The sequence below is a fragment of the Pseudoclavibacter sp. RFBJ3 genome (assembly GCF_002931375.1).
GTDB lineage: Bacteria > Actinomycetota > Actinomycetes > Actinomycetales > Microbacteriaceae > Pseudoclavibacter.
Genome location: NZ_PSXZ01000013.1, coordinates 24945 through 41591, shown reverse-complemented (window position 1 = coordinate 41591; position 16647 = coordinate 24945). Strand labels below are relative to the sequence as shown.

Sequence of the window (16647 nt, the reverse complement as noted above, 5' to 3'; positions counted from 1 at the left end):
CAGACTGCTGCAGACTCGGGATGGGTTTGACGCCTCCCGATGGCTTGCAAACCATCCGCGGGCGTGAAACCCATCCCGAGGCGTTGCTGTGCCGAGATGTTGGCGCGCGCGATCGCCGGTCGTCGCCGCTGCAGGCTCGGGATGGGTTTCACGCCTCCCGATGGCTTGCAAGCCATCCGCGGGCGTGAAACCCATCCCGAGACGTTGTCATCCGGAGACGTTGCTGTGCCGAGGGGTGCTGGCGCGAGAGACCTACCGTGCCGAGGGAGCGGCGTCGCGCCTAGAGGTCTGCGTGGAAGTTCCAGACCTGGTCGGCGGCGATCTCCCACGAGAACATGCCGCCGCGGTCCTTGCCGGCGAGGCGGAGTCGTCGTTCGAGGTCGCTGTCGCCGAGCACTCCCGCGATGGCACCGGCGAGGCGCTCGGGGTAGCCGCTGTCAGCGAGTCCGTCGCCGCGTTCCACGACGAGGGTGGCGTCGAGGCCGACCTCGACGAGCGCTGGGTCGTCGGAGGTGATGACGGGGGTGCCGAACTTGAAGGCCTCGATGATGGGCAGTCCGAACCCTGCGCTGAGACTGGGCACGACCAGGGCGCTGGCGCGCTGGAGGGCGACGGCGAGCTGCTCGTCGCTGATGACGCCGACGGAGACGACGCGCTCGGGGGCCACGCCGGAGGCGCTGACGAGGCCGTCGAGCGTGACCTCTCCGCGCTCTGTCGGACCGACGACGACAAGCGTGACGCCGGCGAGTTCCTTGTCGTCCAGGGCCTTGATGAGCTGGGCGAGGCCGTGGCGCTTGTGCAGCGATGCCAGGGTCAGCACGTACTCGTCCGGCAATCCGAGCGTGTCGGCGATCGCGTCCCCAGCTCCCTCGGACTCGGGGAGGCGGATGCTCGCAGCTGCGGCCGGGCTCATGACGCGCACGCGGTCACCGAAGTCGAAGTGCTCGATGACCTGGTCGGCGACGGCGTTCGTCGGCACGACGATGCCGCTGGCGTAGCGGAACGCACGACGCAGGAGCGCCTTTTGGTGCTTCACGGTGTGCGAGCTGATGAGCTCCGGATGGGTGAACGCGGTCATGTCGTGCCAGGTGACGACCGTCTGGTCGATGCCCTGGCTGAGCGAGATGTCGCGCATGGGCGCGAGGGGAGTGAAGCTGTGGATGAAGCCGCCGCCGACGGTGTTCGTCAGGAGCCCGCGTGACCAGGAGGACTCGAGGCGTTCCGGGCGCAGAGGGGCCTGGACGACGCTCGTCAGGCCGGGGACCCGCTCCTCGAGGAGCGCGACCTCGTCGCGGGTGCGCCGGGGAATGATCGCCTCGACGTCGCAGCCGCGGGGCGCACGCGTGATGAGCTGGCGTCCGAGCTCTTCGCTGTAGCGGCGGGTGCCGCCTGGACGCTCATCGGCGGCGCGGTCGAGGAGAACACGAAGGGTAACCATCAGGCTCTGAGGACTCCTTGCGCGGCAGCGTCCTCGAGCGCGTCGAGCCAGGGCCGCATGGGTGGAACTCCCGCGTTCGCCCAGGCGTCATGGCCGAGGACGGAGTACGCGGGGCGAGGGGCGGGACGGACGAACGCGCTGCTGTCCGTCTCCTTGACGTTCTCGGGGTCGAAGCCCGCGAGGCGGAAGATCTCCTTCGCGAAGTCGTACCAGGAGGCGATGCCGGCGTTTGTCCCGTGGTAGGTGCCGGCAGGAGCGCCCGAGTCGACGAGCGCGACGATCTGCGCCGCGAGGTCCGCCGAATACGTGGGCTGTCCGAGCTGGTCGGAGACGACGGAGACCTCGGGCTTGGTCGCCGCGAGGCGGGCCATCGTCTTCGCGAAGTTCGGGCCGTCTGCCCCGTAGAGCCAGGCCGTGCGCACGATGTAGGAGGCGTCCGGCAGTGCGTCGCGGACGGCCTTCTCGCCGGCGGCCTTGGTGCGACCGTAGGCGGAGATCGGGTCGTGTTCGGCGCCTTCCGCATACGGGGACGCGGCGTCGCCGCGGAAGACGTAGTCGGTGGAGACGTGCACGAGCCGCGCGCCGTGCTTCGCGGCGGCAGCCGCGAGCACACCGGGGCCCGTCGCGTTGACCGCGAAGGCGGTCGCCTCGTCGGTCTCCGCTCCGTCCACGTTCGTGTAGGCGGCGGCGTTGATGACGACGTCATGCCCCGCCACAGCGGCCTCGACCGCTGCGGGGTCGGTGATGTCGAGCGCGGCGCGATCCAGAGCCGTGACCTCGCGGCCCGCGAGGGCGCGCTGGAGGTCACGGCCGAGCATCCCGGATGCACCCGTGATCAGGAACCGTGCGGCAACCGCAGGTGCGGATGCCGTGGCGGGGACAGACGTCGAATCGGTCACAGGGCAGCGCGCTCCTTCAGCGGCTCCCACCAGGTGCGGTTGTCGCGGTACCACTGCACCACGTCAGCCAGGCCCTGCTCGAACGGAACCTTGGGCTCGTAACCCAGCTCGCGCTGGATCTTGGAGATGTCGACCGAGTAGCGCAGGTCGTGGCCGAGGCGGTCCTGCACGCGGTCCACGTAGGACCAGTCCTTGCCGGTCGCGTCGAGGAGGAGCTGCGTGAGCTCCTTGTTGGTGAGCTCGGTGCCGCCGCCGATGTTGTAGATCTCGCCGGCCTTTCCGCCGACGAGCACCATCGCGATACCGCGGCAGTGGTCGTCCACGTGCAGCCAGTCGCGGATGTTGTTGCCCTCGCCGTAGAGCGGAACGTGCTTGTCGTCGATGAGGTTCGTGACGAAGAGCGGGATGACCTTCTCGGGGAAGTGGTACGGGCCGTAGTTGTTCGAGCACCGCGTGATCGACACGTTCAGGCCGTGCGTGCGGTGGTACGAGCGCGCGATGAGGTCGGAGGACGCCTTGGATGCCGAGTAGGGCGAGTTGGGTTCGAGCGGGAACGTCTCGCTCCAGCTTCCCTCTTCGATGGAGCCGTAGACCTCGTCGGTGGAGACGTGCACGAAGCGGGGCAGCTCGTGGCGCAGGGCTGCGTCGAGCAGCTTCTGCGTGCCGACGACGTTGGTCTCGATGAACACGGAGGCGTCGCGCACGGAGCGGTCGACGTGCGACTCTGCGGCGAAGTGGACAACCGCATCCACCTTCGGGATCCACTCGTCGAGCACGACGTCGTCGGTGATGTCGCCCTCGACGAACGCGAACCGCTCGGAGTCGGAGACGGGTGCGAGATTCTCGAGGTTGCCGGAGTAGGTCAGCTTGTCCAGCACGACGACCTCGACACCCTCCAGACCCTCGTACTGGTCCTGCAGCGCGCGGCGCACGAAGTTCGAGCCGATGAAGCCGGCCCCGCCGGTCACGAGAAGTTTCATACCTGTCCTGTTCAATCGTCGGCCGGGCTGTGCCGATGGAAATTTGCCGATGGTTGTGCGGTTCGACTGGCGCAGTGCGACCCGCGCGCAGTCGGAGCTACTCTAGCGCGGCCCTTCGTCGAGCTACCACAGTCCCGTCGTGATGAGGGTGGCGAGTGCCGCGCGGTCCCGTGGCCGGCGTCGCAGCTGCCGCCAGCGTCGCACGAGCCGCAGCGCGTCCCGATACGTGAACTCGGCGAGGATCTCGTGCAGCCATTGCAGTCTCGGCAGCTCCTCGGGGGAGGCGACGTGGATGCACGCCTCGACCGTCAGCTGCACCTGCCCGCGGTGCCAGCGGTTCGAGGTGAGTCTGAGGCGCTTCCACGCCTGCGAGAGGCCGGTGTTGGCGCCGACCGCGTTGGCGACGTGCTGGCGGTAGTCGACGGTCGACTCGCCGTCGATGATCCAGCGGAGCCCGGCCGATCTGGCGAGCGCGTAGATGAGCCAGTCGTGGGCGAAGGCCGTGCGCGCTGGGGAGTCCGCGTTGTCGAGCTGGTCTGCGACGAGCCGCGCGAATCGCTCGGTGAGGAGGAACGTCGATCCGGGGCCGGGCGTCTCGAAGAGGTGGTCCGCGAGGCGCTGCGGGTAGTCCTTCTTGATGAGGATGCGCGTGCCGTCCTCGGTGAATGCGGTGACGTTGGAGGAGATGCCGTCCGCGCGGCCCTCGCCGAGGAGCCGGATGTGGCGCTCGAGCTTGGCGGGCATCCACACGTCGTCCTGGTCCGCGAAGCCGACGTAGTCGTACTCCTCGATGGGGATCGTGGTGAGCAGGCGGAAGAAGTTGGGTGCGGGGGCGCCGAAGGTCTCGGGGGAGAGGATCGTGATGCGGGGGTCGGCGGCGGCGCGCTCCGCGAGGAGCTCGAGGGTGCCGTCCGTCGATCCGTCGTCGGACACGTATACGTGGAGGTCGGCGCCGGCCTGGTCGAGGATCGAGTCGAGCTGCTCGTCGAGGTAGGGCTTCCCCATGTGGGTCGCGAGGAGGACGGCGACGCGCGGCGGCGTGCGCGGCTCGGCGTTGGTGTGCATCCCGTATTCCTCTTCTCTATACGCGTTCTACCGCGGCGGTTCTCCAGCGTTCAAGTATGGCCGAGTGGGTCGGCGAGCATTCGCATTCCGTGCCGCACTAGACTCCTCGGCATGGAGATTCGCGAACTCAGCATCCCAGACAGCTACGAGATCACGCCGAAGCAGTTCGGCGACGACCGCGGCGTGTTCCTGGAGTGGTACCGCTTCGACAAGCTCGCAGAAGCTGTCGGGCACTCGATCGACCTCAAGCAGGCGAACACCTCGGTGTCGACGCGGGGTGTGGTCCGTGGCATCCACTTCGCGGACATTCCGCCGAGCCAGTCCAAGTACGTGACGTGCACGCGCGGAGCCGTGCTCGACTTCGTCATCGACATCCGCACGGGTTCGCCGAAGTTCGGCGAGTGGGACTCGGTGCGTCTCGACGACGTCGACCGCAAGGCCATCTACCTGTCCGAGGGTCTCGGCCACGCGTTCGTGGCACTCACGGATGACGCGACGGTCAGCTACCTCGTCACCGACACCTACCACGCGGAGCGCGAGCACGGCATCAACCCGCTCGACAAGGACGTCGACCTCCGCTTCCCGGAGGAGGCCGGCGAGCTGCTGCTCTCCCCGAAGGACACGGATGCCCCCTCGCTTGCCGAGGCGGCCGCGTCCGGTCTCCTCCCCAGCTGGGAAGAGGCCCGCGCCTACTACGCGGAGCTCAGCGCGAAGGCGGGTGCGTAGCCATGAAGGGAATCATCCTGGCCGGCGGCTCCGGCACGCGTCTGTGGCCGATCACCAAGGGCATCTCGAAGCAGCTCATGCCCATCTACGACAAGCCGATGATCTACTACCCGCTGTCGACGCTCATGATGGCGGACATCCGCGAGGTGCTGATCATCACGACGCCCGAGTACAACGAGCAGTTCCGCGCCCTGCTGGGTGACGGCTCGCAGCTCGGGATGCGCATCGAGTACGCCGTGCAGCCATCGCCGGATGGGCTCGCGCAGGCGTTCATCATCGGCGAGGAGTTCATCGGCGACGACTCGGTCGCGCTGGTGCTCGGCGACAACATCTTCCACGGCTCTGGACTCGGCTCGTCGCTGCGCGGCAACAACGTGCTCGACGGCGGCCTGATCTTCGCCTATCACGTGTCGAACCCGGTCGCGTATGGCGTCGTCGAGTTCGATGAGCACAACAAGGCCGTGTCGATCGAGGAGAAGCCGGAGGTGCCGAAGTCGAACTACGCGGTGCCCGGCCTCTACTTCTACGACAACGACGTGGTCGAGATCGCGAAGAACGTGGAGCCTTCCGCGCGGGGCGAGCTCGAGATCTCGAGCGTCAACTCGGCGTACCTGGATGCGGGCAAGCTGCAGGTGCAGGTGCTCGACCGTGGCACGGCGTGGCTGGACACCGGCACGTTCGAGTCGATGATGCAGGCGAGCGAGTACGTTCGCGTGATCGAGGACCGTCAGGGCTTCAAGATCGGCTGCATCGAGGAGATCGCGTGGCGCGCCGGCTGGATCGACGACGCGGAGTTCGCGGAGCTCGCGAAGCCGCTGCAGAAGAGCGGATACGGACGCTACATGCAGGGGCTCCTCGCGTAGCGAGCCCCGCTTGCCGGTGAAGGCCGTGGCCCCTCGGGGTCACGGCCTTCGTCGTTGGCGCCACGCTCGGCATTCGCGTGACGCTCGCGGTCAGCGCTCGTCGCGCTCCCGCAACGACTGGAAGAGGTCGCGGGCGATGTCGTAGCTCCCGCGCGAGTAGTTCGCGTAGCGACCCCGCAGGGTCCACCTGAGGACGCGGGGGAGCCGACGGATGCGCGAAGCCGGCAGCTCGAGCCGCTGTCGTTCGTGCGCGACCTTGCGCCGCACGTGCGCCTCCTGCTCCGGGGTGCCGCCGAGCTCGCTGACGCGACGCAGGAGCGCCACGGCGCGGCGGTAGCGGCGCAGCTGGTCGGCGGAGCCGTCCTTGGTGGCCTGCGCGATCTTCACCCGCAGGGTGGGTGCGGTCTGCCCGATCTGGTTGCCGATGTGCTGCCGGTAGTCGATGAGGGGCTCTCGCACGACGCGGAGTCCGTTCACGAGGGCCGCCGTCGTCGCGAGCCACTCGTCATGGATCCACGGCTCTGGCGCGTTGCCGGCTCGGAAGACGAGGGAGGCGCGCAGCATCATGGTGGCGCCGGTCACGAAGTTGCGGGCGGTGAGCGCCTCGAGCTGCCGCCCGTTCTCGTAGTCGCGCCATTCGGCGTCGGTGATCTCGAGCGATTCGAGGAGAGTGCCGCCGATGGGCTCGCCGTCCTCGTCGACGAGGAGTGCGTCGGAGTGCGCGAGCAGGGCCTGGTCGTCGCCGACGAGGGCGGCGAGGAGGTGCTCGACCTTCTTGGGGTGCCACACGTCGTCCTGGTCGCTGGTGGCGAGGTACTCGGTGCGGGCCTCGCCGAGCGCGAATGCGAAGTTCGCGCTCACCCGCAGCGGCTCGTCGCGGGTGTAGATGCGGAATGCGCGGTCGGAGGCTTCCAGCACGCGGCGCGCGATCTCGAGCGTTCCGTCGCTCGAGGCGTCGTCGGAGACGATGACCTCGGCGACGGGGTGGCTCTGCGAGAGGATGCTCTGCAGCTGCTGCTCGAGGAACTGCTCGCCGTTGTGGGTGCACACGACCGCGGTGACGGGGGCGTCTCCGAGTCGCTGCTCGCGGGCATCCTCCTGGCGGCGTTCGGCGACGAGTCGCGAAGCTGGCATCTGCTCTCCTCTGTCTCGGTGCGCTGTGGTGCTAGCTTGGCACGAGTCTGCACGCGCTCAGGGGAGGAGTCGGCCGCAGCGGCCGCCCGAGACTATGAATCGACTTGTCATCTACCTGCTCTTCGACCGGGCTGGTCTCGCCGACGCGGGTGTGCTCCGGGCGCTGCGGGGCCTGCGCGGGCACGCCAGCGAGCTCTTCGTCGTCGTGAACGGCTCGGTGACCGACGCTTCGCGCGAGTCGCTGGCCTCCGTCGCCGACAGGGTCTTCGAGCGGCCGAACGAGGGCTTCGATGTCGGCGGCTATCGCGCTGCGCTCGAGGAGATCGGTCCGGAGCGGCTCGCGGCGTTCGACGAAGTCGTGCTCGCGAACTACACCTTCTTCGGGCCCGTCGTCGACTTCGCCGAGACGTTCGCGTGGGCGGATGCCGCGGGGCACGACGTGTGGGGTGTGACGGAGCACGGGGAGCTCACCCCGGACCCGTACACGCGACGCGGCACCCTGCCATCGCACCTGCAGTCCCATTGGATCGCCGTGCGGAGGGACGTCGTGGTGAGCGACGCGTGGGCCGAGTACTGGGCGTCGATGCCCGAGATCCGGTCGTACGACGACTCGGTGCGGCACCACGAGGCGCGCTTCTCCCCGTTCTTCGCGGAGCGCGGCTTCTCGGTCGGCGCGCAGTTCCCGGCAAGCAACTTCCGGGTGGACGGGACACCCGTCGCCAATGCCAGCCTCGAGACCCCGCTGCTGCTGCTCGAGGCGGGGTCGCCCCTCGTGAAGCGCCGCGTGTTCTTCCACGACCCCGTCGAGCTCGACCACCGCGGGGTCTCGGCTCGGGACGTCGCCCTCGATCTCGAGCGACGGGGCTTCCCCGTCGACGTGCTCGTCGAGGGGACGGCGCGGTTCGCGCCGAGTCGGGTGCTCGCCGGCGGCGTCGGGGCTGGCCCTCGGGTGCTGCGGCGCGCATCGACCGCGCTCACGCACGAGTGGCTTCGAGACGCGGCGAGCGGCGACGAGTCGGCGACGATCTCGGGTCTGCACGTGCGCATCGTCCGCGGCGACTTCTGGCGCAGGCTCGCCGGCGGCGACGAGCGGCTGCTGGACGCCGACCTGCTGCTGGTCGAGTCGGCGGCCGCGGACTCGGTGCGCTCGGCTCCGGCGAGCGCCTCGATGCTGGCCCGCCAGCGGGGCAGGAGGGTCATCTTCGAGCGAGCGGAACCGCTCGCGTGGGAGTTCGCCGACCATGCCAGCCTGGGGATGGTGGTGCCGGTGGCGCCGCCCATCGGGACCGGACTGCTCGGTGACGGCTGGCGCGGCACCCGCACGAGGGCCGCTCTGCTCGCCGCGACGCTCGGTGCGGATGCACCGCTCGATCCGAACGCTCCGATCGCTCCGTACGCGGGGTTCGCGGCGTATCGGGTGGATGCGCTCCGACCGCTCGCGGGAGCCCTCGGCTCGCTCGGCTACGCGCCGCTCGAGGCGCGCTTCCCGGAGGGGGAGCTCGCGACGCTCCTCGACCTGGTCGCGAGCCGCCTCGTGTTCGACGCCGGGTTCGCGGTCTCCGAGGCGGAGACCGCCGATGGCCTCGCGAGCGACTACGCGCTGCTCGCCGCGAAGTACGAGGATCTCGTGGCCGAGTTCGGCTCGGACGTGCGAGCACCGCACCGTCTTGCGCGCGCTCGCCGGCCCGGCGGCAGCGGCCTCACGCGGGTCGCCGCAGCCGTGTTCCGTCGTCTGCCCGCGCTCGAGGAGCCGCTCCGACGCCTCGCCGCTGACGCCAAGGGTCTGCTGGCGCGCCTGCGCTGACCGCGCCCCGCGGCGCGGCATCAGGAGGCCCCGGCCTCCGGCGGGGTACCGTGTCTGCGACTGGAGGTGGCAGATGAGCAACGGCGAGACGCCGCTCGGCGGGCAGTACGACCCTGACGAGCTCGAAGAGCTGGAGAGCCAGGCCGAGCGCCGTGGCACCGGGCGAGGGCTGATCATCGGCCTCCTCATCGCGGCGGCCGTGGCGATCGCCGCGATCGTGTTCGTGCTCATGAACCCGCTCGGGCAGCAGGCCCCACCAGACAACACTGCCCCCGTCACGACGTTGCCCCAGGCGACCGAGGTGGCGGTCCCGGAGACGCTCATCGTCACGGCCACCCCTGGCCCGACGGTCACGGTGACCGAGACCGCGGCCCCAGACCCGGACGCCGAGGCGTCCGCGGTTCAGGTGTCGCTGAGTCGTGCCTACTGGGTCCCGGACCAGCGCGTGATCTCAGCTGCAGCGCTCGTGTCCGCCACGGAACCGGGCGGGACCTGCACGCTCGTCTTGAAGAACGGGCCGGTGACGTTCGTCGCGACGGCGTCGGCGGCCGCTCCGACCTCGGCCGGCACCGATGCCTCGAGCTGCATCGTGAACCTCCGCGACGAGTCGATCACCCCCGGTGATTGGGAAGCGGTCATGCAGTACGAGGGTCCAGCTGGGAGTGGCGTGAGCGCTCCGATGACGGTCACCGTCACCTGACTCCGAGCTCGTGGTGCGGCGGGCTCCCGGTCGGCCATCGGATCGGCGAGCTGCAGCTAATCTGATCGGTGGCCGCTACCAAAGGGGAATGCTCATGACAGCTCGCGTCACCGTCGCCACCCGCACGAAGAACCGTCCGCTCCTGCTGCGTCGGGCCCTCGACAGCGTGCTCTCGCAGACGTTCGCTGACTTCGAGCTCGTCGTCGTCAACGATGCCGGCGATGCCGAGGCGCTCGATGCGCTGCTCGAGCCGTTCCTGGAGCGCGCGGCGGGACGTCTTCGCGTGGTCACCAACGTCGTCTCGAACGGTCGCGAGGCGGCCATGAACGACGGGTTCCGGGACTCGGATGCCGACTACCTGGTGCTGCACGACGACGACGACAGCTGGGCTCCCGACTTCCTGCAGAAGACGGTGGACTACCTCGACGCGCACGCCGAGGACGCCGGAGTCGCGACGCGCACTGAGGTCGTCTTCGAGCGTGTCGAGGGCGACACGGTCATCGAGGAGTCGCGCGAGGTGCTCGCCGACGACGCTCACGCGGTCACGCTCATCGGCACCATGCGACGCAGCACGGTGCCGCCGATCTCGTTCCTGTTCCGGAGGAGCGCCTACCTCGAGGTCGGCGAGTTCGACGGTTCGCTGCCCGTGCTCGCGGACTGGGATTTCCTGCTCAGGCTTCTGACCAGGCACACCGTCGGCTTCATCAGCGGCGAGCCGCTCGCGTTCTGGCATCAGCGGCTCGCGTCGCTCGGCCCTGACGGGAACAGCGTCGTCATCGCTGCCGACGAGCACTCCGACTACGGCACGATCATCCGAGACCGCTACCTGCGCAAGGCGCTCGACGGGGGCGGGGGGATCGGCCCTTCGCTGCTCGTGACGAGCCTCTTCGAGGATATGGAGCGCTCGTCTGCGGAGTCGAGGCGACAGGCGAGCGAGTTCTCGCAGGTCTCTCAGCTCAAGCAGGCCGAGGCACTGGAGGTGACGAAGGTCGCTCTCCTCCTCGAGATCGCGAAGCTCGAGCAGCAGCAGCGGGATGTGCTCCAGTCGCTCGACGTGCTGCACACGGTCGCCGAGGTCGCGCTGCCCGTCGTCAATGGTGCGCGGCGAGCAGCGCGCCCAGTCGCCAAGACCGTCCGTGCCGGGAAGAAGGTCGCCTCGGGCATCGGCTCCCTCGTGAGGGCCGGCGCAAGGGTCGCGCTCAAGAGCCGTCGGGGCGCAGGCGCCGGGGACGGGGCAGCCGTGCACGAGGCTGGGGTTGTCAGCATTCGTCCGGAGATCGTGAACACGCCCATGCCGCTCGTCGCCGCCGGTCGGCCTCGCGAAGATGCGCGGCTGCAGGGCAAGACGCCGAGGCGCGTGGCGTTCTACCTCTTCTTCGACCCGGAGGGGCAGGTCGACGACTACGTCCTCCACAAGCTGACGGCGCTTCGTGAGCACGTCGAGCACATCTTCGTCGTCTCGAACTCGCCCATCTCGGACGAGGGCAAGGCGCGGCTCGCCACGGTCGCGGACACGGTTCTCGAGCGTGAGAACAAGGGCTTCGACGTGTGGGGGTACAAGGAGGCGCAGGAGCACTTCGGATGGGATCGACTCGCGGAATACGACGAGCTCATCCTCCTCAACTACACGTTCTTCGGGCCCATCTTCCCGTTCGGTGAGATGTTCGACCGAATGGATGCCCAGGACGTCGACTTCTGGGGTATCACGAGCCACGAGGCCGTGACCCCCCACCCGCACCACGGCGTCGGCAGCATGGCCGGGCACATCCAGTCGCACTGGATCGCCGTGCGACGAGACATGTTCCTGTCGGACGAGTACCGCGAGTACTGGGCGGACATGCCGATGATCACGTCGTACTTCGACTCCATCGACCGTCACGAGGGCCGGTTCACGAGCTATTTCGCGAGCCTGGGCTTCGTCTACGAGCTGGCCTTCCCCTCGGAGGACTACCCGTCTCAGCACCCGATCTTCGACAACATCTCGCTCATGCTCGACGACCGTCTGCCGATCCTGAAGCGACGCATCTTCTTCCACGACCCGGACTACCTGGACAGGCAGGCGATCATCGGTCGCGACGTCACGGATCGTCTGGAGCGCGCGGGCTTCCCGATGGACCTCATCTGGTCGAACGTGGTGCGCAGCGCGAAGCCGCGCGTGCTGCACACGAACTTCTCCCTGCTTGAGATCCTCCCCGATCTGGAGGAGCGCGACGCCACGGGGCGGGAGCTCCTCGAGCGCACGCAGCTCGGGCGGACCGCCGTGGTCGCGCACCTCTACTACGACGAGCTCATCGACGAGATCGTCGATCACGCCGCTCGTGTGCCCGGGGAGGTCGACCTGTACGTGACGACCACGGACGAGACGAAGCGGGCCGCCATCCGCGAGGCCGTCGCGCGTCGCGGCTGGGGGGACCGGAGCGACGTCCGCCTCGTCGAGTCGAACCGGGGCCGCGACATCTCGGCGTTCTTCGTCGGCTGCGCGGATGTGCTGCGCGACGAGCGGTACGAGTTCATCGTCAAGATCCACGGCAAGAAGAGCGTCCAGGACGGATGGAATGCCGGGCAGTGGTTCAAGCGCCACCTGCTGGAGAACCTCCTTCCGAGCGAGGGGTACGCTGCGAACCTCTTCGCGCTGTTCCAGAAACACGGCACGCTCGGAATGGTCTTCCCTCCGGTCATCCACATGGGCTATCCGACGCTCGGACACGCCTGGTTCCTCAACAAGGGCCCCGCCGGGAAGCTGCTCAGGCAGTTGGGCGTCTCGACGCCACTCGACGACTCCACCCCCGTCTCGCCGTACGGCTCGATGTTCATCGCGCGCCGAGAAGCACTGCGGCCCATCGTGGACGCGGGCTTCACCTGGGATGACTTCCCCGGTGAGAGCGGGTACCAGGACGGCACCCTCGCGCATGTGCTCGAGCGCATCGTGAGCTACGCCGCGCACGGTGAGGGCTTCCACACGCGGACCGTCATGAACACCAGGATGGCGGCCATCAGCCACACGTTCCTCGAGTACAAGCTGCAGGAGCTCGCGTCGTTCGTGCCGTACGGTCACGCGATCGAGCAGGTCCCGTATCTTTCCGACGTGCTCGGTGGCGGTCCAGGTGTCGCGCCCTCTCCGCTCGGCGCGTTGAAGCGATACGTGGCTGAGCAGAACCCGGCTTCGGCGCGAGCACTGCGCCCTGCGTACGCTGTGGCCCGGAAGGTGTACGCGCAGGTGCGCTCGGCGGGCGGTGGACGCCCCTCCTGATGCGGTGCTGGTTGGTGCCGTCCAGAATGCGGGCCAGCTACTATCAATGTCATCATCCGTAGCACCCGTCCTGGGATCTGACCTCGAAAGCACTTATGCCGCTCACGCTTCAACAGGCGTTCGACCCGCGCGCGAACAGCATCGGCTTCCTCCGTTGGTTCCTGGCCTTCGCCGTCATCTTCGCTCACGCTGGTCCCCTGGGGGGCTTCTACGGTGGTCACGACCTCGGGTCCCAGCTCTCCACAGAGCAGTCGCTGGGTGGCGTGGCTGTCGCGGGTTTCTTCTTCTTCTCCGGATTCCTGATCACGAAGAGCCGTCAGGGAAAGTCGACGATCTTCCGCTTCTTCTGGCGCCGCGTCCTGCGCATCTTCCCCGCCTTCTGGCTCGCCCTGCTGACGACGGCGTTCATTCTCGCCCCGATCGCGTGGCACCGGGAGACCGGGAGCATGGCCGGCTTCTGGGACGCATCGACGGAGTCGCCGTTCACGTACTTCATCAACAACATGTGGTTGAACCTCGGTCAGCGCAACATCGCGGAGATGGGCGGAAGCCTGCCGTTCGCGACGCTCGGGGGCTACGACTGGAACGGGTCGGCGTGGACCCTCATGTACGAATTCCGGGCGTACATCATGATCGGCTTCCTCGGCCTGTTCGGGGTCCTGTCGAACCGCATCGTCGGCGGACTGATCGCCCTGGCCCTCATCCTCGTGAACGCGCTGACCTGGAGCGGGTGGGTCGACATGCTGTCGATCAGCCCGTTCATGACGAACCCCTTCAACGCGATGTTCTTCGCGCCGTTCGCCTTCGGGATGCTCTTCGCCTTCTTCGGCGACAAGATCGTGATCGACGATCGGCTCGCGGTCTTCGCGATCGGAGTCGCGTTCTTCGCCTACAACTACGGCGGGTGGAACATGTGGGGGCAGTACTTCCTCATGTACTTCCTCATGTGGTTCGCGATCCGCACCCCGAAGCTCAACAACTGGGAGAAGCACGGCGACTTCTCGTACGGGATCTACATCTTCGCCTGGCCGCTCATGCAGTTCGGCGCCTACTTCGGCCTGCAGAATGCGGGCTGGCTCGTCTATCACCTCGTCATCGCGATCGGCGCCCACGTCTGCGCGTACATCTCCTGGCACGTCATCGAGAGCCCGGCGATGAGCCTCAAGAACTGGACTCCTCGCTGGCTCACGTGGGTCATGGATCGTTGCAGGCCCCCGCTCGACCGGGTCAAGGCGCGACTCGTGAACGTCGACTACTCGTCGAGCAACTTCGCGAAGCGCGTGCGCGCTGAGCGCGCAGAGCAGGTCAGGAGCGAAGCATGACGAGCACGGGGCCCGGGAGTCTGAGGCCGGAGAGCGGCTTCGAGGAGCCGCCGTCGAAGCAGGGGCGCGTCACCTGGGCCCAGCGGTGGCACAGGGTTCGGCTGATTCCCTTCATACTCCTCCTCGTCTGCGCGTTGATCGCCGTCATCAGCGGACGCATCACCCAGCAGACGCTTGCTGCGGCGGATGCCCTGCCGCCCGAGCAGGGGCCGGCATCGGCCGCGTTCGCGCTGCCCCAGGAGACCTGCGCGCCCACCCTGGCGAACCCCGTCACGGGGGATCCGTGGTCTGCGGAGAACGCGGATGCGAGCGAGGCGGCATTCGAAGAGAACATGGGCGCCCTGCCGGCCGGCGGTCACTCCTATGTCGAGGGCAACGACGATTGGGTGTTCTGGGGAGACGAGCAGGCCAACAACTTCTCCCAGGCTCTCGGGCGCAGCTACCTGGGTCAGGAGGAGGCCGAGGAGTGGGCGAGCTACTTCCGGACCGTGCAGGCTCAGCTGGCCCAGCAGGGAACGGACCTCATCATCCAGGTCGTGCCAGCTGACTGGGCCGTCCTGCCGGAGGAGCTGCCGGGCTGGGCGCAGGAGCTGCGCGGCCCGACGAACCTCGACCACCTGCATGACGCCTATCCCGATCTGCCGATCATGGACACGCGTCAGCCGCTGCGAGACGCGGCCGTCGATGGAGACGTCTACGCGAAGCGCAACAGCCACTGGACCCCGTTCGGCGGCGCCGTCGGGTGGGCGACGCTCGCCGACTGCCTCGGCTCCGTGGACGCCAAGTACGAGCCGCTTGCGCCTCTCGACTTCTCCGAGCTCGAGCCAGTGGTCGTCTCGAGCGAATTCGAGGCGTTCGGTCTTCCCTCGCTCGACGTGCCGACGATGATCCCGTCGCTCGAGGCCTCTGCCTCTCCCATGAGCGTGTCGTTCGCCGATGGCTCGACCGAGGAGATGACGACGAATGTGGGGCTCGACATGCTCCTGCTTCCGGCCACCACGGTGACGGAGAGTCCGCAGAGCGATCTGAAGGCCCTCGTGCTCAGGGACAGTCAGGGGAGCAACATCGCTGCCGGCTGGCAGGCGGGGTTCGCGAGCACGAAGCAGATCCGCCATTCCTTCGACGACCCGAACGCGAGAGTCGACGTGCTCGGCGAGGCGGCTGAGTTCCAACCCGACGTGGTCATCTACGAGATCACGGAGCGGCACCTGAACTTCGTTCCCGTGCTTCCCGAGTAGGCGGTCCGCTCAGGGCGGGGCGCGGCCCTGTCGTTATCCTTGGTCCCGGACTGCGGCCAGCTAGGCTGGCGCTTCAGCGACAGAAAGAGACGTGAAAATGGGCACTTGCCTGGTCACGGGAGGTGCAGGCTTCATCGGCACGGCGCTCTCGGCGCTCCTGCCGGCGCACTTCGAGCGCGTGATCGCGGTCGACAGCCTCCACCCGCAGGTGCATCCGCACCCGACTCGTCCCGCCGCACTCGACGAACGGGTCGAGTTCGTGCACGGGGATGTCACGGACGCCGCGATGTGGGATGCGCTCGTCGCAGACGCGGCACCCGACGTGGTCATCCACCTCGCCGCCGAGACCGGCACGGGCCAGTCCCTCACCGAGGCGACAAGGCACGCGGCGACCAACGTCGTCGGCACCACGGAGATGCTCGACGCGTTCGTTCGCGCCGACAAGCTCCCCGAGCGAATCGTCCTCACCTCCAGTCGCGCCGTGTACGGAGAAGGCGCGTGGAGCGACGCGGCAGGTGAGATCTCCTACCCCGGACAGCGCAGCGACGCGATGCTCGCCGCCGGCCAGTGGGACTTCCCGGGGCTCACACCGCTTCCGTTCGTCTCGTCTCGCGTGACGCCGAACCCGACCAGCGTCTACGGGGCGACAAAGCTGGCGCAGGAGCACATCCTGACCTCGTGGTGCCTTGCCATGGGGGTCGCTCCGGTGCTCTTCCGCCTGCAGAACGTCTACGGTCCGGGGCAGTCGCTCATCAACCCGTACACCGGCATCGTCTCGTTCTTCGCGCAGCGCGCGAAGGCGCACGAGGTGATCCCCGTGTATGAGGACGGTGAGATCGTCAGGGACTTCGTGTTCATCGACGACGTGGCGAGCGCGCTCGTGCGTGGCGTCCTCGTGCCCGCCGAGCAGGCGAGCGCCTCGGCTTCGGCGCCGTACGACATCGGGTCGGGGGAGGGCACGTCGATCCTGCGCCTCGCCGAGCTCATCGCAGCGCACTACGGAGCCCCCTCTCCTGCCATCAACGGCAGGTACCGGAACGGGGACGTGCGGCACGCGTCGTGCGAGATCGACTCGGCGAAGGCCGCCCTCGACTGGGCGCCGTCGACCATGGTGGATGCTGGAGTTGTCGAGTTATGTCAGTGGATCGATCAAGAGGTGCAGAAATAGCAGAGACCCAGCTCAGAGAGCGACCGAACCTGGTCGCTCGCTTCGGCGCAAGGTACCCCA

At 68.1% G+C, this 16647-nt stretch carries 13 protein-coding genes; 8 read left to right on the top strand and 5 right to left on the bottom strand.

The genetic code is table 11. The features are described 5' to 3' along the window. Positions 1-280: 280 nt before the first annotated feature. The 4 genes from C5E07_RS12360 to C5E07_RS12345 all read right to left on the bottom strand — a co-directional run bounded on the left by C5E07_RS12360 (position 281) and on the right by C5E07_RS12345 (position 4382). Positions 281-1438, bottom strand: coding sequence for a glycosyltransferase family 1 protein (locus C5E07_RS12360; RefSeq protein WP_104299656.1), 1158 nt, complete (start codon positions 1436-1438; stop codon positions 281-283). Further along, positions 1438-2337, bottom strand: a complete 900-nt coding sequence (gene rfbD / locus C5E07_RS12355) for a dTDP-4-dehydrorhamnose reductase (RefSeq protein WP_258063366.1) — start codon at positions 2335-2337, stop codon at positions 1438-1440. The genes C5E07_RS12360 and rfbD overlap by 1 nt, the downstream gene beginning before the upstream one ends. Next, a complete protein-coding gene (rfbB, locus tag C5E07_RS12350; RefSeq protein WP_104299655.1) occupies positions 2334-3317 on the bottom strand; it encodes a dTDP-glucose 4,6-dehydratase in 984 nt (327 codons plus the stop codon). Before rfbB ends, rfbD begins: the two co-directional genes overlap by 4 nt. 123 nt (positions 3318-3440) lie before the next feature. Further along, positions 3441-4382, bottom strand: a complete 942-nt coding sequence (locus C5E07_RS12345; protein ID WP_104299654.1) for a glycosyltransferase — start codon at positions 4380-4382, stop codon at positions 3441-3443. Positions 4383-4493: 111 nt separating this feature from the next. Between C5E07_RS12345 and C5E07_RS12340 the strand changes: the two genes are divergently transcribed. Then, complete coding sequence (locus C5E07_RS12340) at positions 4494-5108, top strand: dTDP-4-dehydrorhamnose 3,5-epimerase family protein (RefSeq protein WP_068479667.1); 615 nt, start codon at positions 4494-4496, stop codon at positions 5106-5108. 2 nt (positions 5109-5110) lie between these two features. Further along, positions 5111-5971, top strand: coding sequence for a glucose-1-phosphate thymidylyltransferase RfbA (gene rfbA / locus C5E07_RS12335; RefSeq protein WP_104242985.1), 861 nt, complete (start codon positions 5111-5113; stop codon positions 5969-5971). A 90-nt stretch (positions 5972-6061) separates the two neighbouring features. Here rfbA and C5E07_RS12330 read toward each other — a convergent pair whose 3' ends face one another. Further along, positions 6062-7105, bottom strand: coding sequence for a glycosyltransferase (locus C5E07_RS12330; protein ID WP_104299653.1), 1044 nt, complete (start codon positions 7103-7105; stop codon positions 6062-6064). A gap of 94 nt (positions 7106-7199) precedes the next feature. On the opposite strand from C5E07_RS12330, the gene C5E07_RS19215 reads away from it, so the two are divergent. From C5E07_RS19215 to C5E07_RS12300, 6 genes are all read left to right on the top strand, one after another. After that, entirely contained in the window at positions 7200-8909 is a 1710-nt protein-coding gene (locus tag C5E07_RS19215) for a rhamnan synthesis F family protein (protein ID WP_181057994.1), read from the top strand. A gap of 73 nt (positions 8910-8982) precedes the next feature. Next, positions 8983-9609, top strand: a complete 627-nt coding sequence (locus C5E07_RS12320; RefSeq protein ID WP_104242981.1) for a hypothetical protein — start codon at positions 8983-8985, stop codon at positions 9607-9609. Between the two features lie 94 nt (positions 9610-9703). Beyond that, positions 9704-12859, top strand: a complete 3156-nt coding sequence (locus C5E07_RS12315) for a rhamnan synthesis F family protein (protein WP_181057992.1) — start codon at positions 9704-9706, stop codon at positions 12857-12859. 95 nt (positions 12860-12954) lie between these two features. Next, a complete protein-coding gene (locus C5E07_RS12310; RefSeq protein WP_104299651.1) occupies positions 12955-14181 on the top strand; it encodes an acyltransferase in 1227 nt (408 codons plus the stop codon). Next, entirely contained in the window at positions 14178-15419 is a 1242-nt protein-coding gene (locus tag C5E07_RS12305; RefSeq protein ID WP_104299650.1) for a hypothetical protein, read from the top strand. The genes C5E07_RS12310 and C5E07_RS12305 overlap by 4 nt, the downstream gene beginning before the upstream one ends. A gap of 97 nt (positions 15420-15516) precedes the next feature. Then, positions 15517-16587 (top strand): NAD(P)-dependent oxidoreductase, encoded by a 1071-nt coding sequence (locus C5E07_RS12300; RefSeq protein WP_104299649.1) that lies wholly within the window; start codon positions 15517-15519, stop codon positions 16585-16587. Positions 16588-16647 lie beyond the last annotated feature (60 nt).